Annotated in this window: 15 protein-coding genes and 1 other RNA gene; 11 read left to right on the top strand and 5 right to left on the bottom strand. The window is 57.6% G+C overall.

The window, feature by feature from the left end:
- Positions 1-554: 554 nt before the first annotated feature.
- Both PQR63_RS12880 and PQR63_RS12885 read left to right on the top strand, forming a co-directional pair.
- Complete coding sequence (locus PQR63_RS12880) at positions 555-1028, top strand: nuclear transport factor 2 family protein (RefSeq protein WP_408168282.1); 474 nt, start codon at positions 555-557, stop codon at positions 1026-1028.
- A gap of 19 nt (positions 1029-1047) precedes the next feature.
- Positions 1048-1659 (top strand): TetR/AcrR family transcriptional regulator, encoded by a 612-nt coding sequence (locus PQR63_RS12885; RefSeq protein ID WP_408168283.1) that lies wholly within the window; start codon positions 1048-1050, stop codon positions 1657-1659.
- 5 nt (positions 1660-1664) lie between these two features.
- On the opposite strand, the gene PQR63_RS12890 is transcribed toward PQR63_RS12885, so the two are convergent.
- Positions 1665-2810, bottom strand: a complete 1146-nt coding sequence (locus PQR63_RS12890; RefSeq protein WP_408168284.1) for an enoyl-CoA hydratase/isomerase family protein — start codon at positions 2808-2810, stop codon at positions 1665-1667.
- Between the two features lie 77 nt (positions 2811-2887).
- An RNA gene (gene rnpB / locus PQR63_RS12895) (RNase P RNA component class A) lies at positions 2888-3220 on the bottom strand.
- Between the two features lie 207 nt (positions 3221-3427).
- On the opposite strand from rnpB, the gene PQR63_RS12900 reads away from it, so the two are divergent.
- From PQR63_RS12900 to PQR63_RS12925, 6 genes are all read left to right on the top strand, one after another.
- On the top strand, positions 3428-4585 hold the full coding sequence (locus PQR63_RS12900) for a branched-chain amino acid ABC transporter substrate-binding protein (RefSeq protein ID WP_408168285.1): 1158 nt from the start codon (positions 3428-3430) through the stop codon (positions 4583-4585).
- Between the two features lie 62 nt (positions 4586-4647).
- Positions 4648-5787, top strand: coding sequence for a branched-chain amino acid ABC transporter substrate-binding protein (locus tag PQR63_RS12905; RefSeq protein ID WP_408168339.1), 1140 nt, complete (start codon positions 4648-4650; stop codon positions 5785-5787).
- A 62-nt stretch (positions 5788-5849) separates the two neighbouring features.
- A complete protein-coding gene (locus tag PQR63_RS12910) occupies positions 5850-7010 on the top strand; it encodes a branched-chain amino acid ABC transporter substrate-binding protein (protein WP_408168287.1) in 1161 nt (386 codons plus the stop codon).
- A gap of 182 nt (positions 7011-7192) precedes the next feature.
- Positions 7193-8473: a D-amino acid dehydrogenase gene (locus PQR63_RS12915; RefSeq protein WP_408168288.1), complete on the top strand. Its 1281-nt coding sequence runs from the start codon at positions 7193-7195 to the stop codon at positions 8471-8473.
- A 90-nt stretch (positions 8474-8563) separates the two neighbouring features.
- Positions 8564-9319 (top strand): HpcH/HpaI aldolase family protein, encoded by a 756-nt coding sequence (locus PQR63_RS12920; protein ID WP_408168289.1) that lies wholly within the window; start codon positions 8564-8566, stop codon positions 9317-9319.
- Positions 9320-9620: 301 nt separating this feature from the next.
- Positions 9621-10301 (top strand): hypothetical protein, encoded by a 681-nt coding sequence (locus PQR63_RS12925; protein ID WP_408168290.1) that lies wholly within the window; start codon positions 9621-9623, stop codon positions 10299-10301.
- Positions 10302-10356: 55 nt separating this feature from the next.
- On the opposite strand, the gene PQR63_RS12930 is transcribed toward PQR63_RS12925, so the two are convergent.
- From PQR63_RS12930 to PQR63_RS12940, 3 genes are all read right to left on the bottom strand, one after another.
- Positions 10357-11364: an aldo/keto reductase gene (locus PQR63_RS12930; protein WP_408168291.1), complete on the bottom strand. Its 1008-nt coding sequence runs from the start codon at positions 11362-11364 to the stop codon at positions 10357-10359.
- A 92-nt stretch (positions 11365-11456) separates the two neighbouring features.
- Positions 11457-12461, bottom strand: a complete 1005-nt coding sequence (locus PQR63_RS12935; protein ID WP_408168292.1) for an AraC family transcriptional regulator — start codon at positions 12459-12461, stop codon at positions 11457-11459.
- Positions 12462-13232: 771 nt separating this feature from the next.
- Positions 13233-14252, bottom strand: coding sequence for a LysR family transcriptional regulator (locus PQR63_RS12940; protein ID WP_094565670.1), 1020 nt, complete (start codon positions 14250-14252; stop codon positions 13233-13235).
- Between the two features lie 354 nt (positions 14253-14606).
- Here PQR63_RS12940 and PQR63_RS12945 point away from each other — a divergent pair, with 354 nt between their 5' ends.
- The 3 genes from PQR63_RS12945 (at position 14607) to PQR63_RS12955 (ending at position 19985) form a co-directional block, all read left to right on the top strand.
- Positions 14607-15482, top strand: a complete 876-nt coding sequence (locus PQR63_RS12945) for an alpha/beta hydrolase (protein ID WP_408168293.1) — start codon at positions 14607-14609, stop codon at positions 15480-15482.
- An 11-nt stretch (positions 15483-15493) separates the two neighbouring features.
- A complete protein-coding gene (locus PQR63_RS12950) occupies positions 15494-16699 on the top strand; it encodes an efflux RND transporter periplasmic adaptor subunit (RefSeq protein ID WP_408168294.1) in 1206 nt (401 codons plus the stop codon).
- A 73-nt stretch (positions 16700-16772) separates the two neighbouring features.
- Positions 16773-19985, top strand: coding sequence for an efflux RND transporter permease subunit (locus tag PQR63_RS12955; protein WP_408168295.1), 3213 nt, complete (start codon positions 16773-16775; stop codon positions 19983-19985).
- The last annotated feature ends 2 nt before the right edge of the window (positions 19986-19987 follow it).

Here is a 19987-nt window from a genome sequence, read left to right on the forward strand (position 1 = left end):
CAGGCGAACCGACGCCTTAAAAAACCATACCGACAGATGTCGGCTACTCAGCAAAGAAGGAACAACAACCTGTCAGCACGCCCGGACTGCAGCACGCAGAGCAAGCACGCAAAACGTCCAGCTAAAAGAAAGTGCAGAACAGCGTAAAAGCATTCATGGAGTGTCTCCGGCATGTCGTTATTTTTAATTGACAGTCATCGTACAACATGAAAATTTTGAATGCAAGGACATTTAAAGCGCCATTTTTTTCACGCGTTGACCCGCCTTGCAGAGAGTAACAATCGCCTCGAAAGTCACGTCCTTGCTGATCCTCGAAAAAAAGAATGACTTGCCTTTATGTCATCTGATGACTGATAACAATTTTTTACTGCGACGTCTCTCGCCAGCCTTCCAAAGTGCACAGTTTGACGACTTGGCGCGAAGTACAGTTGCGCATGGCAGGCTGATTCGATGATTCAACTTGCATCAGGTTTGGCGCCGCACTAGACTTTGTTTACCGATCGGTACATAAAACTTTCACCGCAGTTCAACTCTTTATAGATGACAGGTGCTCCATGACGACATCCCGCCCCCCACTTCCACCATTCACACGCGAAACCGCAATCCAGAAAGTCCGCGCCGCCGAAGACGGCTGGAACACCCGCAACGCTGAAAAAGTCTCGCTGGCCTACACCGAGGACAGCCGCTGGCGCAATCGCGCCGACTTCGTACAGGGCCGCGAAGCCATCGTTGCTTTTCTCTCCAAGAAATGGGTGCGCGAACAGCAATATCGATTGATCAAGGAATTGTGGGCGTTCGAAGGCAACCGCATCGCCGTTCGATTCGCGTATGAATGGCATGACGACTCGGGCAACTGGTTTCGCTCGTACGGCAATGAAAACTGGGAGTTCGACGAGAACGGTCTGATGCGCGTGCGCCATGCCTCGATCAATGATCTGCCGATCAAGGAAGCTGACCGCAAATTCCATTGGGATCAATCCGCTCCACGCCCGACCGATCACCCTAGCCTGAGCGATCTGGGATTGTGATGAAAGCGGTTCGCACACAATGACGGATGCAACAACGTCAACAACAGCAACGACAGCAACGAAGCCGCTCTCGCAACGCGAGGAACTGATCCCGGTGCTGGCTGAAATCTTCCGCGCCCACGGCTACGAAGGCGCCAGCCTGGCGCGCATCACCGAAGGCACCGGGCTGGGCAAAGGCAGTCTGTATTACGTCTTCCCGGGCGGCAAGGATGAGATGGCGAACGCCGTGCTGAGCCACATCGACGGCTGGTTCCAGCGCGAGGTATTCATTCCCTTGCGTGAAAGCGGCGACGGCGAAGATGCCATGGCCGGCATCGACCACATGTTTCGCGAGGTGAAGAGCTACTTTTTATCGGGACGCAAGGTCTGCCTGATCGGCGTGTTCGCGCTGGTCAATGTGCGCGATCGCTTTGCCGACAAGGTGAAGGATTATTTTGTGGACTGGGCAGCGGCGCTCAACGATGCTTTGCTACGCAGCGGCCGCGATGCCGACGAAGCCGCCGGCTGGACCGAAGAAATACTGGCGGCCATCCAGGGTGCGCTGGTATTGGCGCGCGCCATCGACGATCATGCGGTGTTTGTACGAACGCTGGATCGCTTGCAGCAACGCTTGCAAGCGACCAACGTATAAGGAAATTATTTGCCGAGATCAGCCAGCGGATGTTCCGCAGCCGGCCATGGATCTGTGAAGAACCCCTCTACCCATGCCGGCGTCGCATCCACCAGGCGCGCCGGATTCCACTGCGGCTTCTGATCTTTTTCCACGATCAGCGCGCGGATGCCTTCGACAAAATCGGGACGCGCCGCGCAATGCAGCGACACCACGAATTCCAGACGGAAGACTTCCGCCAGCGACATGTAACGCACGCGCTCCTGCAACGCCAGTGACAACCACGCCGAACCCGGCGCACCGGCGTTGAGCGTAGCGACCGCTTTTTGCAGCCACGGATTGTCGCTCTTGAGAGCGAGGATGGCGTCAACGATGTCGGGCACGGTCTGACCGCTGCACAGCGCATTGATCAGATCAAAGTTATCGCGCAAGGCCGAAGGTGCGAAGACCACATCGGCCGCAACATCACGCTCGGCCTGTTGCAACACGCGGCCGAGCAGCGCCTTGTCGTCGCCCTCACCCCAGTTTTGCAGCAGCAGGGCGTCAACGACTTTTTGCTTGTCAGCCTGTGCGATGCGGTAGTCGGCCAGCTTGGTGAACTTGGCATCTTCGGCATTCATCAACGCACCGGTCAACGCCAGAAAAGCGCCGAGCTTGCCCGGCACGCGGCTCAGGAACCAGCTGCCACCGACATCAGGATACAGGCCGATGGTGATTTCCGGCATGGCCAGGCGCGAGCGCTCGGTGACCACGCGATGGCTGCAACCCGCCATCAGGCCGATGCCGCCGCCCATGACGATGCCGTGGCCCCAGCACAGGATGGGCTTGGGATAGGTGTGGATCTCGTAATCGAGGCGATATTCGTGTTCGAAGAATTCCGCAGCGTAGCGATTGCCGCGAATGTCGTCGCGTGCCGGCGAGGCGTGATGCTCGCGCATGGTGCGGTAGAGTTGCTGCAGATCGCCACCGGCGCAAAAGGCTTTCTCGCCTTGCGCTTGCAGCAGCACCATGGCGATGTCCGGATCCTTTGCCCATTGCCGCAACTGCGGTGTCAGCAGATGCACCATGTCGAGCGACAGGGCATTCAAGGTTTTTTCGGAAGCCAGCGTGGCGACGCCGATACGGCGGCCATTCTGCGTGGCCAGTTCTTCAAACAAAACCGGTTGGCTCATGGGGATCCTGATTGTCTCTGAAATCGTCTTGTGCGACCTCGCCGGCCTCGTGAGCCGGGAGATCGATTTATATAATTTAATGAAGCAAGCCGATAGGCCGGATTCTGTTACGACGGTTGCCCGTTATGACAGCCATTCCTCTAGGCGCTGGATTACTCCAGTGCTCAAGCTCTCTACCCGCACGCTCCGCGAGCAACATCAACGCGTGCCTATTTGAGATTGCTCCGAGTGGAGGTTACCGCGTTTCACCGTAACTAAATACGCTCGTCTCTGTGGCCCTATTCCTCGCCTTGTACCGGCTTACGCCGGCTTTCGGCGGACGGCCGTTAACCGTCACCCTGCTCTATGGAGTCCGGACCTTCCTCCCGCCATCGCATTACACGATGACCAGCGGCTGTCTGGCTTGCTTCGGGCGCTATTGTACCTTACGCGCTGAATCGGCTGCAGGGACTTGCCGTGCAGCATGATTACAGCATTACGCAACATAAGCCGACCGGGAATCCGGGAAGAAACAACAGATTGGAAAAAGTTTATGAAAATTCAAGAGTTGCGCTTCAGAGTCGGCGTCTTATTGTCGATAATTGAATCAATGCCCGTTTCACGAGAAGGTCGATACGATGAAAACAGGACATCTTCGCCGCCGCACCCTGCTCTGCCTGACATTGGCGGCTGGGTTGCACCTGACGGCGAACGCGAAAGACACTACCGTTGTTCCGATCGGCATTGCGATGCCGCTAAGCGGCCCGGCCGCGGCATTCGGCCAGAGCCTGGTGAATGCCGCGCAAATGGCAATCGACGATGTCAACCGGCGCAATCCCAAGGTCGCCGGCCGGGATATCCATTTCAAGCTGGTGGTCGCTGATGAACGCGGCAATACGAACAGTGCGGTGCTGGCTGCCGACTATCTCGTCAAGCAAGGTGTCGTTGCCACGATCGGCAACGGCAGTACGCTGACGACACTGGCAACCACAAAAATTTTTGGCGAGGCAGGCATCGCCCAGCTGGCACCCAGTACCAGTGCGCCGTGGCCCAATGGTCAGCGTTACACTACCTTTCGCATGATCGGCCACAGTGGCCAAGGTGCACCATTGCTGGCCAATTACCTTATCGACAATCTGCAAGTAAAGAGCGTGGCGATCATCGACAACGACACTGTTGCAGGCCGTGCGCTCGGCCAGGCATTCAAGGAACGCTTCCAGGCACGCCAGGGAACCGTACTGATCAGTGAATCGATTCAGTTTCGCTCTTCCGACTTCAACACCATTCTTAATACCGTCAAACTCAAGCAGCCGGATATCGTCTTCTTCGGAGGCCTTGGCGACCAGGCTGCGACGCTGGCACGTAACATGCGCAGAGTCGGCCTGAAAACGGGTTTTGTGCATGGCATGAACGGCACCAACGGCCTGAACTTCCTGCGCGATGCCGGTGCGGCCGCTGCGGATGTCATCGCACTCAACCCCGGCATACCGCCCGAGAAAATGCCGGGATGGAAGAATTTCGAAAAGAATTATCTGGAACGTTTCGGCGGCAATATCAACGACTACACCCCGATTGGCTACGACGCTGTCCAGGTGCTGGCTGCAGCCGTGCGCGAGGCGAACTCGTTCACGCCGGCCGACATCCTCGCCGCACTGTACAAGGTGCGCTACAGCGGCTTGACCGGTGCGATTTCCTTTGACCAGAATGGCAATCTGTGCAATCCGTCGTTCACGATTTACCAGATGAAGGAGCTGCGCTGGCTTCCTCTCCAGACCTACGGAGGCGCCAAACAATGACAAGACAAGATCGCGCTTCGCTCCGTGCCCTGCGTCGTCCAACAAACTCCCGCCTCCTGTCCATGTTGCTGATACTGCTCGCGCTGCTGACATGCTGGCTGCCGGCTCCGTCGCAAGCCGCGACCAGCGGATCCGTACGGGTCGTGCAAATCGGTTTTGCAGGGCCGCTTTCGGGGAGTTCAGCGCGTATCGGAAAAAGCCAGATGCACGCTGCCGAACTGGCGCTGGCAGAAGCTAATGCACGCGGCGCTACCATCGGCGGAGAACCGGTAATATTCAAACTTCTTCCCCAGGATGATCGCGGCGATCCAAACACAGCAGCATTGGTGGCTACTTATCTGGTCAAATCCGGCGTCGTGGCAGTCATTGGACATTGGCATACCGGTGCAAGTATGCAGGCTGCGAGCATTTACAACACGGCCGGCATCCCTCAGATCGCGCCTGGATCAAGCGGACACCAATATACGCAAAATGGCTATGCGACCAGCTTTAGGATTATTGGCCACGACGATGACGGTGGCCGTTTTGCAAGCGTCTATGCACTTCAAAATCTCAAGGCCAGACGCATTGCCGTGATTCATGACGAAACCACCTTCGGCACCATGCTGGCCGCCCAGTTCATCCGCGGCGTTCAGGACAAGGGTGGCGAAATCGTGACGCAGCAACTGATCAGTTCCAAGACCTCTGACTTCAACGCGGCATTAATGGAGTCAGGAAAAAAAAGTGCCGACCTGATATTTTTTGGCGGTCTTGGCCCTCAAGCTGCGGCGCTGGTACTCAGCATGAGACGGATGAGCATCACTGCTCCGCTGCTGGCCGCCGATGGCATTGTCAGCCCCCTATTCTTGCAATTGACGGGAACTGGCGGCAACGGCACATTCGGACTGGCACCGGGACAACCTCAGGAAAAAATGACCGGCTGGAAAAAATTTCAGGAAAAGTTCAACGCCACCTATGACGATCCAATCGAGGCCTTTGCTCCTTTCGCCTATGATGCCGCGAACATGATCGTGGCCGCGATCCAGCAAACCAATTCCCAGCAACCTGCGCGCATCAATGCAGCCTTGCACAGTATGAAATACAAAGGTCTCACCGGCACAATCGCGTTTGACGCCGAGGGCAATCTGAATAACCCGGCCTTTACGATTTATCAGGTGCAGTCAGGAAAATGGACTGCCGTGCAAGCGTATGGAAAAAAGTAAGACTTAAGCCTACACGGCCATCCGCAGCGTTGCTGGACAAAGACACTTTCAAAAGGAATAACATGCATCCTTTCCTCCGCTTAATGAATTTGACACTGTGCTGCGCATTACTGGGAACCGCACCCTACGGTGCCGCCGCGGCGGAAGCACTGCCGGAAATTCTGATCGGTTTTGCAGCGCCCATGTCCGGCTCATCGGATGAGTTCGGAAAAAGCTTGGCCAATGCGGCTCAACTTGCCGTCGATGAGGCCAATGCGCGCGGCATTACCATTGGCGGACGCAAGATGCAATTGCAACTGGTCATCCAGGATGACCGTTCGGACGCACGTACAGCGGCTCTTGGTGCCGAATATTTGGTCAAAAAAGGAGTGATTGGTGTCATCGGCAACGGCAGCACTACCACCACACTGGCGACGGCGCCGATCTACAGTCTCGCCAACATTCCTCAGATCACACCTTCCGCCAGCAGCAAGGAAATCACCGAGCGGGGATACAAAACCATGTTCCGCATCATCGGCCATGACGACGACGGCGGTACTTATGCAGGCAACTACGCAGTCAATACTTTGCAAGCACAACGCATTGCTGTCATCGACAACAACACGCCCTTCGGCATCCGGTTCGCGGCGCAATTCAGCAAAGCCGTCACTGAGGCTGGCGGAAAAATCGTCAGCAAGAGTTCCATCAGCGACAAGACCTCCGACTTCAATACGCTGCTGGCAGACGCGCGCTCCGACAAGGTCGATCTGATTTTTTTCAGCGGCTTTTATAAACAAGCGGGCGAACTGGCGCGCAACATCAAACGCCTTGGCGTGCAGGCCAGACTCATGACTGGTTCCAACGGCGCGGTCGGACTACCATTTCTGCAAATCGCCGGGCCTGCGGCCAACGGTGTCATCGGCATGGAAATGGGACCGCCTCTCGAAAAAATGACCGGCTGGCGTCATTTTGAAAATGCCTACATCAGCAAATTCGGCCCCAATATCGATCTCTATGCGCCCTATGCCTATGATTCCGCCCAAGCGCTTATCAATGCGCTAAAACAAGCCAACTCGACCGATCCCGTCAAGATTACAGCAGCTCTGCATCGCATCCGCTTCAATGGCCTGACCGGAGCAATCGCCTTCGATAGCGACGGCAATCTGCAGGCCCCGGTTTTTTCCATCTATACCGTAGAAGATCAGAAATGGACGGTCACCAAAATCATCAACACAAAAAAATAGTGCGTGACAAGCACGTCTCTACATTGACAATGCCAATTTGGCATACGACACCAGCCATGAATCTCCGTATAGTGTTCACTACCTGACAAGACGCCTCGCACGGTAAAACCCGGAATCTCGGAACACAATGGCGTCGTCTATTTGTCATCTTTCATTTTTTACCTTTCACCACTGAGCCTGCGATGCATATTTGCGTACTGGGAGCCGGAATCATCGGCGTCACTTCTGCCTATCGTCTGCTCGAAGACGGCCATCAGGTCACATTGATCGATGCGCGCCCGGTCGCCGGCGGCGGCACCAGTATGGGCAATGGCGCGCAACTGAGTTACTCCTATGTTGCACCGCTGGCGGATCCGTCCGTGTGGACGCATTGGCCGCACTATTTGTTCAGCGCCGACTCGCCGCTGACACTGAAACCCAAACTGGATCCCGCGCAATGGCGCTGGCTGCTCAAGTTTCTCGGTGCCTGCAATACCGAACGCGTACAACAGACCACCATCGAACTGCTGCAACTGGCGTTTTACAGCCGCGATGAACTGACGCAATTGCATCAAGCCGTACCCTTCGACTTCAGCCACCGCATCGCAGGCAAGCTGGTGATGTACACCGACCCAGCCGGACTGGTATCGGCACGCAAGCAGGTTGCCTTCCAGTCGCAATACGGCTGCCAGCAAGAGGTCATCGACGCCGCACGCTGTCTCGACATCGAACCGGCGCTGGGCAACGCCAGCCGCGATTGGGCCGGTGGCGTCTACACCCCGAGCGAAGAAGCCGGCGATTGTGCGCAGTTCTGCCAGGGCCTGGTAAACGCGATGAGCAGCAATGCCGGTTTCCGCTTTTTGCCCTCCACCACCGTCACGCAAGTGCACATGAAAGACGGCGCTATCGCATCGTTGCAGACGACCTCGCCGGCGGGCACACAATCGATTGATGCTGACGCGTTCGTCCTCGCGCTCGGTGCGGATAGCGCAGCCTTCGCACGTCAGGCGGGCTTCAGCTTGCCGCTGTATCCGCTCAAAGGCTACAGCATCACGGTACCGCTCAACGACAGCTTCGCGCAGTCGGCCGCGCCCCAAGTATCCATCACCGACATCTCGAAAAAAATTGTCTACGCCCGTCTCGGCAACCGCCTGCGTGTTGCCGGCCGTGTCGAGCTGGTCGGCATGGACACGCGCATCCCCGATCGCGCCATCAACGAACTGATCGACGGCGCCAACGAACTCTTCCCCGGCAGCATCCGCGACCAGAAGGCAGCGCAACTTTCTCCTTGGGCAGGATTCCGCCCGGCCACGCCTAGCGGCGTACCGGTGATCGGTGCATCGCCGGTGAAAAATCTCTATCTGAATATCGGCCAGGGTGCGCTGGGCTGGACGCTCGCCTGCGGCAGCGCCGCGTTGCTGGCGGCGCAGATCGGCGGACGCAAGACAGTCATTGATGATGCGCCGTTCCGCTACGGCCGCTAATTTATTCGCCTGATTTCCGGCGGTCAGCATGATCACCGGATTCCGCATACCATATCCAGACCATAACGACAGGCATACAAGGAGACTGGAATGCGGGAAAACAATCTGCGCACGCTGTTCGCGCAAAAGAAGCTGGCCTTCAACGGCTGGGCATCGATCGGTAATTCTTTTCTGGCGGAGCTGGTCGCCGATTGCGGTTACGACGCGGTGACGGTGGACTTGCAGCACGGCCTGTTCTCGGTCGAAGCGGCAGTACCGATGCTGCAGGCAATTTCCGCCACCAAGGCCGTACCGCTGGTGCGCTGCTCCGAAAACAGTCTCGGCGAAATCAACAAGCTGCTCGACGCCGGCGCCTACGGCATCATCTGCCCGCTCATCAACACCAAAGAAGACGCCGAAAAATTCGTGCGCGCCTGTCACTACTCGCCACGTGGCGGTCGCAGCTACGGACCTGCACGCGGCGTGCTGTACGGAGGCAAGGACTATTTCGAACACGCCAATCGCACCATCCTCACGCTGGCCATGATCGAGACACGCCAGGGCTTGGCGGCGGCGGAAGAAATCTTGTCGGTGCCGGATCTGGACGGCATCTTCATCGGTCCCAGTGATCTCGCCATCGACATGGGCCTGGCGCCCGATGCGTGGAACGACGACAAGGTCGATCAGGCGTTCCAGCATCTGATCAAGCTGTGTCAGGCACGCGGCAAATACGTCGGCATTTTTTGCGGCTCAGTGGAAATGGCCGAACGCATGAAAGCCTATGGCGTCGACATGCTCGTTCCTGGTACCGACGCGCAATTGTTGCGCGCCGAAACCACTCGCCGCCTGAACATTCTGCGCGGATAACACCGACATTTCTCCTCCAGTACGCACATGGCACATGCAGCATGTGCCATATGCGTACTCATTTCCCCGCCTGCGAACACACAAGAAAAGCCGCGTATCGTCATTTTTCGACAACGAATCCACATTCACACAAAAGATTGCTGACACTTTTTTTGCTCGCTGGGCGAATGATCGATTTTTGAGAATTATCTTATTTAAGCGTCAATAGGGAACTCGCATAATCTCCTCCGGAAACATCGACGGCAGGCTAGCTCATCGTGAGCCGACGCCTCGTTGAGCAGGGAAATAACAGGGGAATACGATGACGCTTTCGACGAACCGAATCAACCGAGTTTCGCTGACCAGCATTGCACTGATCGCTGCAACATTACTACTGAGCGCCTGCCATAACGAATTCGCTCCGCATGGCGCCATACTGGCCGCGTCAACCAAAGAAGCAAGCAGTTGGGATACGCTGCCGCAGAGCGACGCCTTGCGTGCCGCCGAACAAACCTATCGCGCCTGTGCGATGGAAGCAGCGCAGCAGCATCTGGCGGTCAAGGAGTTTCCGGAAATCAGCGACCGCGTTACTTACCTGACGCAAGACGGCCGACGCGTGCGCAAGACCGAGCAAGCGAGCGTCAACATCGATGAGATGCACATCGACAACGGCTGCGCTACGCGTATCGTCAAAAGCATCAGCATCGACGTTATCTCTGACAGCGCCCAGGCAACATCCATCGATGAAACCGGCAAGACGCTCGCACGCCCTGGGGACACTCAAACCTCTCCGGCAGGATCAGCTCACCTGACGCTCGCAGTGGCAAAGAAGGCGCAGTCCGCACATTCCTGCACACTCATGCGAGATCCCGGCCCGCAAAGCCACTTCATGATGCTCAATCTGTGCAGGAGCGAAGAACGTCGCGCAGAGCAAGAACAACAAGCGCAGCAAGAACAGTCCGTCGTACATCCGAGGAAAATCTCCTCGGCGACGTCCAGCTAAGTTCGTTCAGATTTGCTTGATTCGGAGTCGGCCCCATCACGGGGCCGACTGCGTTTTATTTGAAGGGAACGCGGCCGAAAAACGGATAACTCGGATCGTTGTAACCCGGTGTCGATGAATGTCCCGGCGTCACCAGCGCGTCGATCATCGCTTCTTCTTCCGCAGAAATTTTCAGATCAACGGCATCGTAATAATCTTCCATCTGCACCAGCGTGCGCGGACCTGCGATCACGCTGCTGATCACTGAATTGGCCAACACCCACGCCGTCGCAAATTGCCCCAGCTTGACACCACGCGCGGTGCAGTGCTCTTGCAGACGCTCGGCGATGACCAACGACTCTTCACGGAATTCCGTTTCCATGATGCGCTTGTCGCCGCGACCGGCGCGGGTGTTTTGATCCGGCGCCTGGCCCGGCTTGTATTTGCCGGTCAGCACACCGCGTGCGATCGGGCTGTAGGGTACGACGCCGAGACCATAGTTGTGGCAAGCCGGCAGGATTTCCACTTCCGGCATGCGGTTGAGCAAGTTGTAATAGGGTTGGCATACCAGTGGCAGCGGCACATTGTTCTTCTCGCACAGACGGGCAATCTCGGCGATGCGCCAGCCGCGGAAGTTGGACACGCCGAAGCCGCGAATCTTGCCTGCACGAATCAGGTCGCCCAGCGCCTGGATCGCTTCTTCCAGATTTTCTTCGTGATAGTCGCGGTGCATGTACAGCACGTCGAGGTAATCGGTGTCGAGGCGGCGCAGGATATTGTCGGTCTCGGTCGTAATCCAGTGGCGCGAATAGTGCGACTGATTCGGCGCGCTGCTCATGGGATTGCCCAGCTTGCTTGCCAATATCCAGTCACCGCGCTGCCCTTGCAATAACTTGCCGACCATCTCTTCGGACTTGCCCTTGCTGTAGACGTCGGCGGTATCGATGAAGTTGACGCCATGCTCGCGCGCCGACGCGACGATATTGCGCGCTTCGTCAATCGCGGTCTGGTCGCCGAACATCATGGAACCCAGGCACAGGGCCGAGACTTTCAGGTTGCTTTTGCCGAGGCGTCGATATTGCATGGTGTTTCTCCGATAAGGATGGAATGAAGATCAAAGGAAGCGAGGAAGACGATTCTAGCGCCTTGCCCCGATTCCTGCCGGAACGCCGAGGACTAAAGAATCGGCGCCTCTTCTTCCAGCCAGCGACGCTTGTCGCGCAATGGCGGCGAACCGAACATGCGGCTGTATTCACGGCTGAACTGCGAGGGACTCTCATAGCCCACCGTTTGCGAAGCAAGCGCCACGCTGACGTCGTCGGCGAGAATCAGACGGCGCGCTTCCTGCAGGCGTAGATTCTTCTGGTATTGCAGCGGACTCATCGCCGTCACTACCTTGAAATGGTGATGCAGCGACGACACGCTCATATGCACGTCGCGCGCGATGTCATCCACACGCAGTGGCTGGACAAAATTCTCTTTCATCATGCGGATAGCCTTGGCGATGCGGTTCATCTGGCTGTCTTGCAACACGGTCTGGCGCAGCAACGCCCCCTGCCCGTTCATCAGCAGGCGATACAGGATTTCGCGTTTGACCATGGGCGCCAGGATAGGAATATCGCGCGGCGTATCCAGCAGGCGCAATAGCCGCAACACGGCATCCAGCAGCGTGGCGTCGAGGCGATTGACGAACAAGCCGCGCGAAGCATCCGACGAAATACCTTGCGGCAAATGCTCGTCGCCGATCAGCGAGCCGATTTCCTTGGTGTCGAGATCGATGCGCAAACCCAGATAGGGTGTCTCAGGACTGCTGATGGTCACCTTGCCCACCATCGGCAAATCCACCGACGACACCAGATAGTGCATCGGGTCATAGTCGTAAATGTCGTCGCCGACGAACAAGCGCTTGGCGCCTTGGGCGATCACTGCGAACACCGGCTTTTGCACGGCATGCTTGGGGCCTTGCGGATTGGTAATGCGATGCAGGAAGAAGCCTTCGATACCGGTTTCCAGCGAGCCTTCCACTCCTTCCGTCAGGCGGGAGATCAGCGCAACCAACTCGCGCTGCGCCGCACGCAGCCGTTCGTCCGCTTCGCCATCCGCAGTGATGGCCGCAGATGAAGGAGGCACAGGCGCGTCGGCGTTATAGTCCAGATCGGTGGGAGCGTCGTTGAGATCCATGGCGGCTTCGGATGAAAGAGGGGAACGCGTTCAGCTTACTCCAGATTGCAGACTTGCCTGAATCTCCATCACTAGCAACTGGAGAAATAGGCAAATATTCAGGAGAATTAGGTATCCGAGCCTGATTCACGATCCCGATTTCCAGCCAGCCTGAAGTCGAAATGCAACATGGATGGATACACCTTGCGTTTGTGTACCGCTAAAAACGACAAGCTGCAAAGCCTTTTATCTACTGGCAGGCAGCGCACATTTCCCGTCCTGCTCGTATTTCTGGAATCCGGTCATTTTTCTGAATTGCCTCAACGATCGCTGCTCTCAACACGAGCAGAATTCGATCCGGATTCATGAAAAACTGCCCAATTCCCCACCATCTTGGAGAATCAGGCAAATATTCGGCAGCTTTCAGCAAACGAAAATTGCTGCGCTGCGCGCATAATCTCTTCACGCCAAAACACATGATTCAAACTGTCTGTCGCGCCGTTTCCGGTACGACCATGCAAGACAGTGCTTCACCGGACCGCCGATGAGCGACGCGAGCATTCGCGCCACAGCCTCGGCTCTTCATTAATTTCCAGACCATAGCCCCGATACTTTTCGCCCTTTGCGGCGGAGGGACGTACTGCTTTCTTTCAGATTGCAGCGTATCCGGCATCGATGCCACTGGCCGAACGAACAAGGACGCACATGCAAGCAATCGCCCACGCAAAAACAGCGACGCGCCTGATGCCAGGCGGGCCGCTGCATGGAAAGACGAAAACCGGAAAGAGCGCTTTAGAACACGCTCTCGGCGATGTTGTGCTGCTCGATCACAGCGCGAATGGTGTTGCTCTCGGGCTTGGCGGTGAAATGACATTCCTTGGCCTCGTCAGCCATGCCCATCTGGCAGCCCTTTTGCAGCGGGCAGGTGGCGAAGAGTTCGGCGACCCAGTCGACGAAGGCGCGCACCTTGGGCGACAAGTGGCGGTTGTGCAGGTAGACCACGGAAATCGGCATGGGAACCGGCTTCCACTGCGACAGGATTTCGACCAGACGGCCGTCTTCGAGGTAAGGCTGGATCATGTACAGCGGCGCCTGCACCAGGCCGAAACCTTGCAGCGCGCATGCCACGTAAGCATCGCCGTCATTGACCGAGAGCTTGCCGGCCATCTTCACTTCCTGAGTCGTGCCCTCGACCATGAAATCCCAGTCGATGGTGCGGCCGGTGCGACTGGAGAAGTAATGCACCGACTTGTGATTCTGCAAATCGTCGATGGTGTGCGGCATGCCGTGGCGCTCGAAGTAGGTCGGCGAACCGCAGGTCACGGCCTGGAAAGTGCCGATGCGGCGGGCCACCATGCTGGAGTCCTGCAAATCGCCGACGCGGATCACGCAGTCAACCGCCTCCTGCACCATATCGACCGGACGGTCGCTCATGCCCATGACCAGTTCGATGTCCGGGTACTTGGTATAGAAGTCGCACAGATTGGGCAACAGCAGCAGGCGCCCGATGGATGCCGGCACGTCGATGCGCAGGCGTCCTTGCGGGCCGCGCGTGACATTGCGGAACGATGCTTCGGTCTCGTCGACTTCGGCCAGGATGCGCACACATCGCTCATAGTAAGCCGCGCCATCGGGCGTGAGGCTGATGCGGCGCGTGGTGCGATTGAGCAAACGCACTTGCAGCAAACTCTCCAGTCCCTGAACAATCGTCGTCACCGTCGTACGCGGCAAATTGAGGTTGTCAGCCGCACGCGTAAAGCTGTTGGCGTCGACCACGGCCGTAAAGACCTGCATTGCTTGAAATCTGTCCATTTGATTCCCCAGAGCAACAATATTGATCTCAACAATGTCGCCAAATTTGTACAAATCCGCGTCGGCGATTGTTTTGCAACAGCGCCAAAAACGCGTTTTTCACTGCCAATTTGCCATCTTTTGCTGCCATTGACGGGCTTTTTGAGGGCTTCGCCGGCCAATTCAAAAACAGCTGAGAACCGCAGCGGCATTGGCTCGCCCGCCATTTATCTCAAACTAATTCGATCATTTTACGCCTATTGTTCGAACATGACGAACAGTGTTGTTGATTTTGCCTGCTTTATCCGTCCCCATGCTGTGGCGCACAATCCGCTTCAATCTAGCGAACCTGGCTTTTTGGCCAGCCACCACATCATGGAAGTTTTACAAGAATCGGTTGTTAAATCAGCCATCAGCAACTTCACCGTACCCGGCCCGATCGGACGCATCCCTGTGCGCCTGTATCACCCGCTGGCAAACGGCGAGCTGAAGCTGAAACTGAAAAGCAAGTCCGGCCCCCTGCTGCCACTGGTGCTGTACTTCCACGGCGGCGGTTTTGTCTCCGGCGGACTCGATGATGCAGACCTGCAAGCGCAATACATTTCACAGCATAGCCATGCGGTAGTGCTGTCGGTTGACTACGCACTGGCGCCGGCGAAACCCTTCCCGGCCGCGCCGGAAGATGCCTACGCCGCCTGCTGCTGGGCCGTAAAAAATGCCGCCGACCTGCACATCGACATCAGCCGCATCGCAGTCGCGGGCGATGATGCCGGCGGCAACCTGGCTGCCAGCCTGACCATGATCACGCGTGATCGCTGCGCCGCGCCGTTTGCCGCGCAAGTGCTGATCAGCCCGATGCTCGACCCCAGCATGACCTTGCTGGGCGACGCCAAACAATTGAATTCCGATATCACTGCAGAGAAATGTGCCGCCGGCTACCGCCAGTACCTGCCGCAGACCATGCAACGCCTGCACCCTTACGCCGCGCCGCTGGAAGCCAGCCGCCTGGCGGGATTGCCGCCGGCCTACATCGCCACAGCCGGATGCGACGTGCTGCATACCGAAGCGGAAAAATACGCCTCGTCGCTGATCCGCGCCGGCGTGCATACCCAGGTCGCACGCTTCGCCGGTGTCACGCACGGCGCGTTGCGCACCCACATTCCCCTGCTTAAAGAAATCGTCGAATTCCTGCGCCGCCGCTTCAGCGTGTCCGGTACAGGCCCCACAAACCTTGCTTTCCAACCTTCTTAATGAGGTCCACCATGTCTAACGATATCCAAACCCCTGCTCCAACATTCCGTAATCGCTATCTGGCCACAGCGGCCGTACTGACTGTCATCGCCATCGCCGTTGCCGGCACCCTGTCGGCCATCGGCGTCGACTCCACCGCCGTTGCACAGCAAGCGCCGCAAGCCGCAAGCGTCGACGTCGCTGAAGTCGTCAGCAAACAGATCACCGACTGGCAGCAATACTCCGGCCGTCTCGAAGCAGTCGACCGCGTCGAGATCCGTCCGCTGGTGTCCGGCACACTGACCGCAGTGCACTTCAAGGATGGCGCGATGGTCAAGAAGGGCGATGTGCTGTTTACCATCGACCCGCGTCCTTATGCCGCTGAAGTCGCTCGCGCGCAAGCGCAACTGGCCGGCGCCGAAGCCCGTGCCGCCTACACCGCTTCGGATGTAGCGCGCGGTCAACGCCTGCTGGGTGACAACGCCATCGCCAAGCGCGACTACGAAGAAAAGCAAAACGCTTCCCGTGAAGCCGCCGCCAACGTGCAAGCAGCGCAAGCCGCCCTGCGTTCGGCCAAGCTGAATCTGGAATACACGCAAATCACCGCACCGGTCTCGGGCCGCATGTCGCGCGCCGAAATCACCGTCGGCAATATCGTCTCGGTCGGTTCCGCGACACCGGCGCTGTCGACACTGGTGTCGATGTCGAAGATCTACGCATCGTTTGACGTCGACGAGCAAAGCTTCCTGAAGTACGTCAATCCGGCACGCGCCAAGGGCACATCGGTCGCGGTGTTCCTGGGCCTGGCCAATGAGGATGCTTACTCGCGCGAAGGCAAGGTCGGTTCGATCGACAACCGTATCGACACTTCCTCCGGCACGATCCGCGTGCGCGCTGTGTTCGACAACGCTGACGGCCAATTACTGCCAGGCCTGTATGCCCGCATCCGCCTCGGCGGCGGCGCACCGCGTGAAGCTTTGCTGATCGATGAAAAAGCGCTCGGCACCGATCAGGACAAGCGTTTCGTACTGGTGCTCGACAAGCAAAACCACGCTACTTACCGAGAAGTCCGCGTCGGCGCAAATCAAGACGGCCTGCGTGTTATCGAAAGCGGTCTGAAGTCGGGTGAGCGCATCGTCGTCAACGGCCTGCAACGCGTCCGTCCGGGCGACGCCGTCGCACCGAACGTGGTGCCGATGGTCAAGGTTGCCGGTGCCAAGGCAGACAAGAAAGCTTAAGACGAGCTCATCAGAAATTTAATACAGAGCTTCAAAAGATCCGGTTCAAAAAGCTTATTAACGGGGAATTCCCATGAACATTTCAAAATTCTTTATCGACCGCCCGATTTTCGCGGGCGTGCTCTCGATACTGCTGCTACTGGCCGGGGTGCTGGCCATGTTCCAGTTGCCCATTTCCGAATATCCGGAAGTGGTGCCGCCATCGGTCGTGGTGCGCGCGTCGTATCCGGGCGCCAATCCGAAGGTCATCGCTGAAACCGTGGCTTCGCCATTGGAAGAGCAGATCAACGGCGTGGAAAACATGCTGTACATGCAGTCGCAAGCCAACAGCGACGGCAACCTGACCATCACGGTCAACTTCCGTCTCGGCGTCGATCCCGACAAGGCGCAGCAACTGGTGCAGAACCGCGTTGCACAAGCCTTGCCGCGTCTGCCTGAAGACGTGCAGCGTCTGGGCGTGACCACAATCAAGAGCTCGCCGACGCTGACCATGGTGGTTCACTTGATCTCGCCGGATAACCGTTACGACACGACCTACCTGCGCAACTACGCGGTGCTGAACGTGAAAGACCGTCTGGCGCGTATCCAGGGCGTGGGTGAAGTGGGCCTGTTCGGTTCGGGTAACTACTCCATGCGCGTCTGGCTCGACCCGAACAAGGTGGCACAGCGCGGCCTGACCGCCAGCGACGTCATCAAGTCGATCCGCGAACAAAACGTGCAGGTTGCCGCTGGTGTGATCGGCGCATCGCCAAGCTCGCCTGACGTGCCGGTGCAATTGTCCGTCAATGCGCAAGGCCGTCTGAAGAGCGAAGAAGAGTTCCGCGAAATCATCCTCAAGAGCGACGCCGGTGGTGCCATCACCAAGCTCGGCGACGTTGCCCGCGTTGAGCTGGCCGCATCTGAATACGGTCTGCGCTCGCTGCTGGACAACAAGCCTGCGGTGGCGATTCCCATCTTCCAGGCGCCTGGCGCCAATGCATTGGACGTGTCGACACAAGTGCGCGCCGCGATGAAGGATTTGTCGAAAGACTTCCCGGCATCGGTCGAGTACAAGATCGTGTATGACCCGACCCAGTTTGTGCGTGCAAGTATTGAAGCCGTCGTGCATACGCTGCTGGAAGCGATTGCGCTGGTCGTGATCGTGGTGATCATCTTCCTGCAAACCTGGCGTGCATCGATCATTCCGCTGCTGGCCGTGCCGGTGTCGATTGTCGGTACCTTCTCGCTGATGCTGGGCTTCGGTTATTCCATCAACGCACTGTCGCTGTTCGGCATGGTGCTCGCCATCGGGATTGTGGTCGACGATGCCATTGTGGTGGTGGAGAACGTCGAGCGGAATATCGGCGCAGGTCTGTCTCCGCGTGAAGCAACGTATCGCGCCATGCAGGAAGTGTCCGGCCCGATCATTGCGATTGCGCTGACACTGGTAGCGGTGTTCGTTCCGCTGGCCTTCATGACAGGTTTGACCGGCCAGTTCTACAAGCAGTTTGCGATGACGATTGCGATTTCGACCGTGATCTCGGCATTCAACTCGCTGACATTGTCGCCGGCACTGGCTGCGATGCTGCTCAAGGGCCACGGAGCAAAGCCGGATTGGCTGACGCGCCAGATGGATCGCTTCCTCGGTGGCTTCTTCGTCCGCTTCAACCGTTTCTTCAACCGCGCTTCCGAGAGCTACAGCAAGGGCGTGACCGGCGTTATCTCGCGCAAGGCTTCGGCGATGGGCGTGTATGTCGTGCTGCTGGCAGCGACGTTGGGTATCGCTTATATCGTACCGGGTGGTTTCGTGCCGGGTCAGGACAAGCAATATCTGGTGGCCTTCGCACAATTGCCTAACGGTGCATCGATCGACCGCAGCGAAGACGTGATGCGCAAGATGAGCGACATCATGCTGAAAGAACCTGGCGTGGACAGCGCGATTGCCTTCCCTGGTCTGTCGATCAACGGCTTCACCAACAGCTCGTCTGCCGGTATCGTCTTCGTCGGTCTGAAACCCTTCGACGAACGCAAGAGCAAGGAACTGTCAGGTACCGCCATCGCCATGTCGCTGAACAAGAAATTCGGCGGTATCAAGGAAGCCTTCACGGCCGTGTTCCCACCGCCACCGGTGATGGGTCTGGGTACGCTGGGCGGCTTCAAGATGCAGATCGAAGATCACGGTGCTGTCGGTTACGCTGAACTCGACGCCGCGGCACAAGCCTTCATGAAGGCCGCTGCCAAGGAACCTGCACTGGGCCCGATGTTCTCGAGCTATCAGATCAACGTGCCGCAACTGGACGTCGACCTCGACCGCGTGAAAGCCAAGCAGCTCGGTATTCCCGTGACCGATGTGTTCAACACCATGCAGATCTATCTGGGTTCGCTGTACGTCAACGACTTCAACCGTTTCGGCCGCGTGTATCAAGTGCGTGCCCAGGCTGATGCACCGTTCCGCGCCAAAGCCGACGACATCGGCCAGCTCAAGACCCGCAATGCTGCCGGCGACATGGTGCCCTTGTCTTCGGTGGTCAAGGTCAAGCAGACCTTCGGTCCTGAAATGGTCGTGCGCTACAACGGCTTTACCGCTGCCGACATCAACGGCGGCCCGGCTCCCGGCTACTCGTCGGATCAGGCTGAAAAAGCGGCTGAACGCGTTGCTGCAGCAACCCTGCCACGCGGTGTACGTTTCGAATGGACTGATCTAACTTATCAGAAGATCCTCGCAGGTAATGCCGGCGTGTGGGTGTTTCCGATCAGCGTGCTGCTGGTGTTCCTGGTGCTGGCTGCGTTGTATGAAAGCCTGACCCTGCCGCTGGCCGTGATCCTGATCGTGCCGATGAGTATTCTGGCGGCGCTGACCGGTGTCTGGCTGACCAAGGGTGACAACAACATCTTTACGCAAATCGGTCTGATGGTGCTGGTGGGTCTGTCGGCGAAGAACGCGATTCTGATCGTGGAATTTGCCCGCGAACTGGAACTGCAAGGCAGCACCGTGATCCGTGCCGCGATCGACGCCAGCCGTCTGCGTCTGCGTCCGATCCTGATGACCTCGATTGCTTTCATCATGGGTGTGGTGCCACTGGTGACGTCGTCGGGTGCCGGCTCGGAAATGCGTCATGCGATGGGTATCGCGGTGTTCTTCGGCATGCTGGGTGTGACGCTGTTCGGTCTGTTCCTGACACCGGTGTTCTATGTGCTGCTGCGTAGCATCGGCGGCAGCAAGAAACTGCATTCTGCACACAAGCATGAAGCGCCGTTGACTGCCGGATCACATGTCGCACCAGCCGATTCGCACGATGGTCGTTAATC

Origin of the sequence: Herbaspirillum rhizosphaerae (genome assembly GCF_046025915.1) — a bacterium.
In the GTDB taxonomy this organism is placed as follows: Bacteria; Pseudomonadota; Gammaproteobacteria; order Burkholderiales; family Burkholderiaceae_D; genus Herbaspirillum; species Herbaspirillum rhizosphaerae_A.

What these genes read in the sequence shown, in the direction of transcription:
- PQR63_RS12880 (WP_408168282.1), top strand. Translation starts at nt 555, where the DNA reads ATGACGACATCCCGCCCCCCACTTCCACCATTCACACGCGAAACCGCA.
- PQR63_RS12900 (WP_408168285.1), top strand. Translation starts at nt 3,428, where the DNA reads ATGAAAACAGGACATCTTCGCCGCCGCACCCTGCTCTGCCTGACATTG.
- PQR63_RS12955 (WP_408168295.1), top strand. Translation starts at nt 16,773, where the DNA reads ATGAACATTTCAAAATTCTTTATCGACCGCCCGATTTTCGCGGGCGTG.
- PQR63_RS12925 (WP_408168290.1), top strand. Translation starts at nt 9,621, where the DNA reads ATGACGCTTTCGACGAACCGAATCAACCGAGTTTCGCTGACCAGCATT.
- PQR63_RS12935 (WP_408168292.1), bottom strand. Translation starts at nt 12,461, where the DNA reads ATGGATCTCAACGACGCTCCCACCGATCTGGACTATAACGCCGACGCG.
- PQR63_RS12945 (WP_408168293.1), top strand. Translation starts at nt 14,607, where the DNA reads ATGGAAGTTTTACAAGAATCGGTTGTTAAATCAGCCATCAGCAACTTC.
- PQR63_RS12920 (WP_408168289.1), top strand. Translation starts at nt 8,564, where the DNA reads ATGCGGGAAAACAATCTGCGCACGCTGTTCGCGCAAAAGAAGCTGGCC.
- PQR63_RS12910 (WP_408168287.1), top strand. Translation starts at nt 5,850, where the DNA reads ATGCATCCTTTCCTCCGCTTAATGAATTTGACACTGTGCTGCGCATTA.
- PQR63_RS12905 (WP_408168339.1), top strand. Translation starts at nt 4,648, where the DNA reads ATGTTGCTGATACTGCTCGCGCTGCTGACATGCTGGCTGCCGGCTCCG.
- PQR63_RS12940 (WP_094565670.1), bottom strand. Translation starts at nt 14,252, where the DNA reads ATGGACAGATTTCAAGCAATGCAGGTCTTTACGGCCGTGGTCGACGCC.
- PQR63_RS12890 (WP_408168284.1), bottom strand. Translation starts at nt 2,810, where the DNA reads ATGAGCCAACCGGTTTTGTTTGAAGAACTGGCCACGCAGAATGGCCGC.
- PQR63_RS12915 (WP_408168288.1), top strand. Translation starts at nt 7,193, where the DNA reads ATGCATATTTGCGTACTGGGAGCCGGAATCATCGGCGTCACTTCTGCC.
- PQR63_RS12885 (WP_408168283.1), top strand. Translation starts at nt 1,048, where the DNA reads ATGACGGATGCAACAACGTCAACAACAGCAACGACAGCAACGAAGCCG.
- PQR63_RS12930 (WP_408168291.1), bottom strand. Translation starts at nt 11,364, where the DNA reads ATGCAATATCGACGCCTCGGCAAAAGCAACCTGAAAGTCTCGGCCCTG.
- PQR63_RS12950 (WP_408168294.1), top strand. Translation starts at nt 15,494, where the DNA reads ATGTCTAACGATATCCAAACCCCTGCTCCAACATTCCGTAATCGCTAT.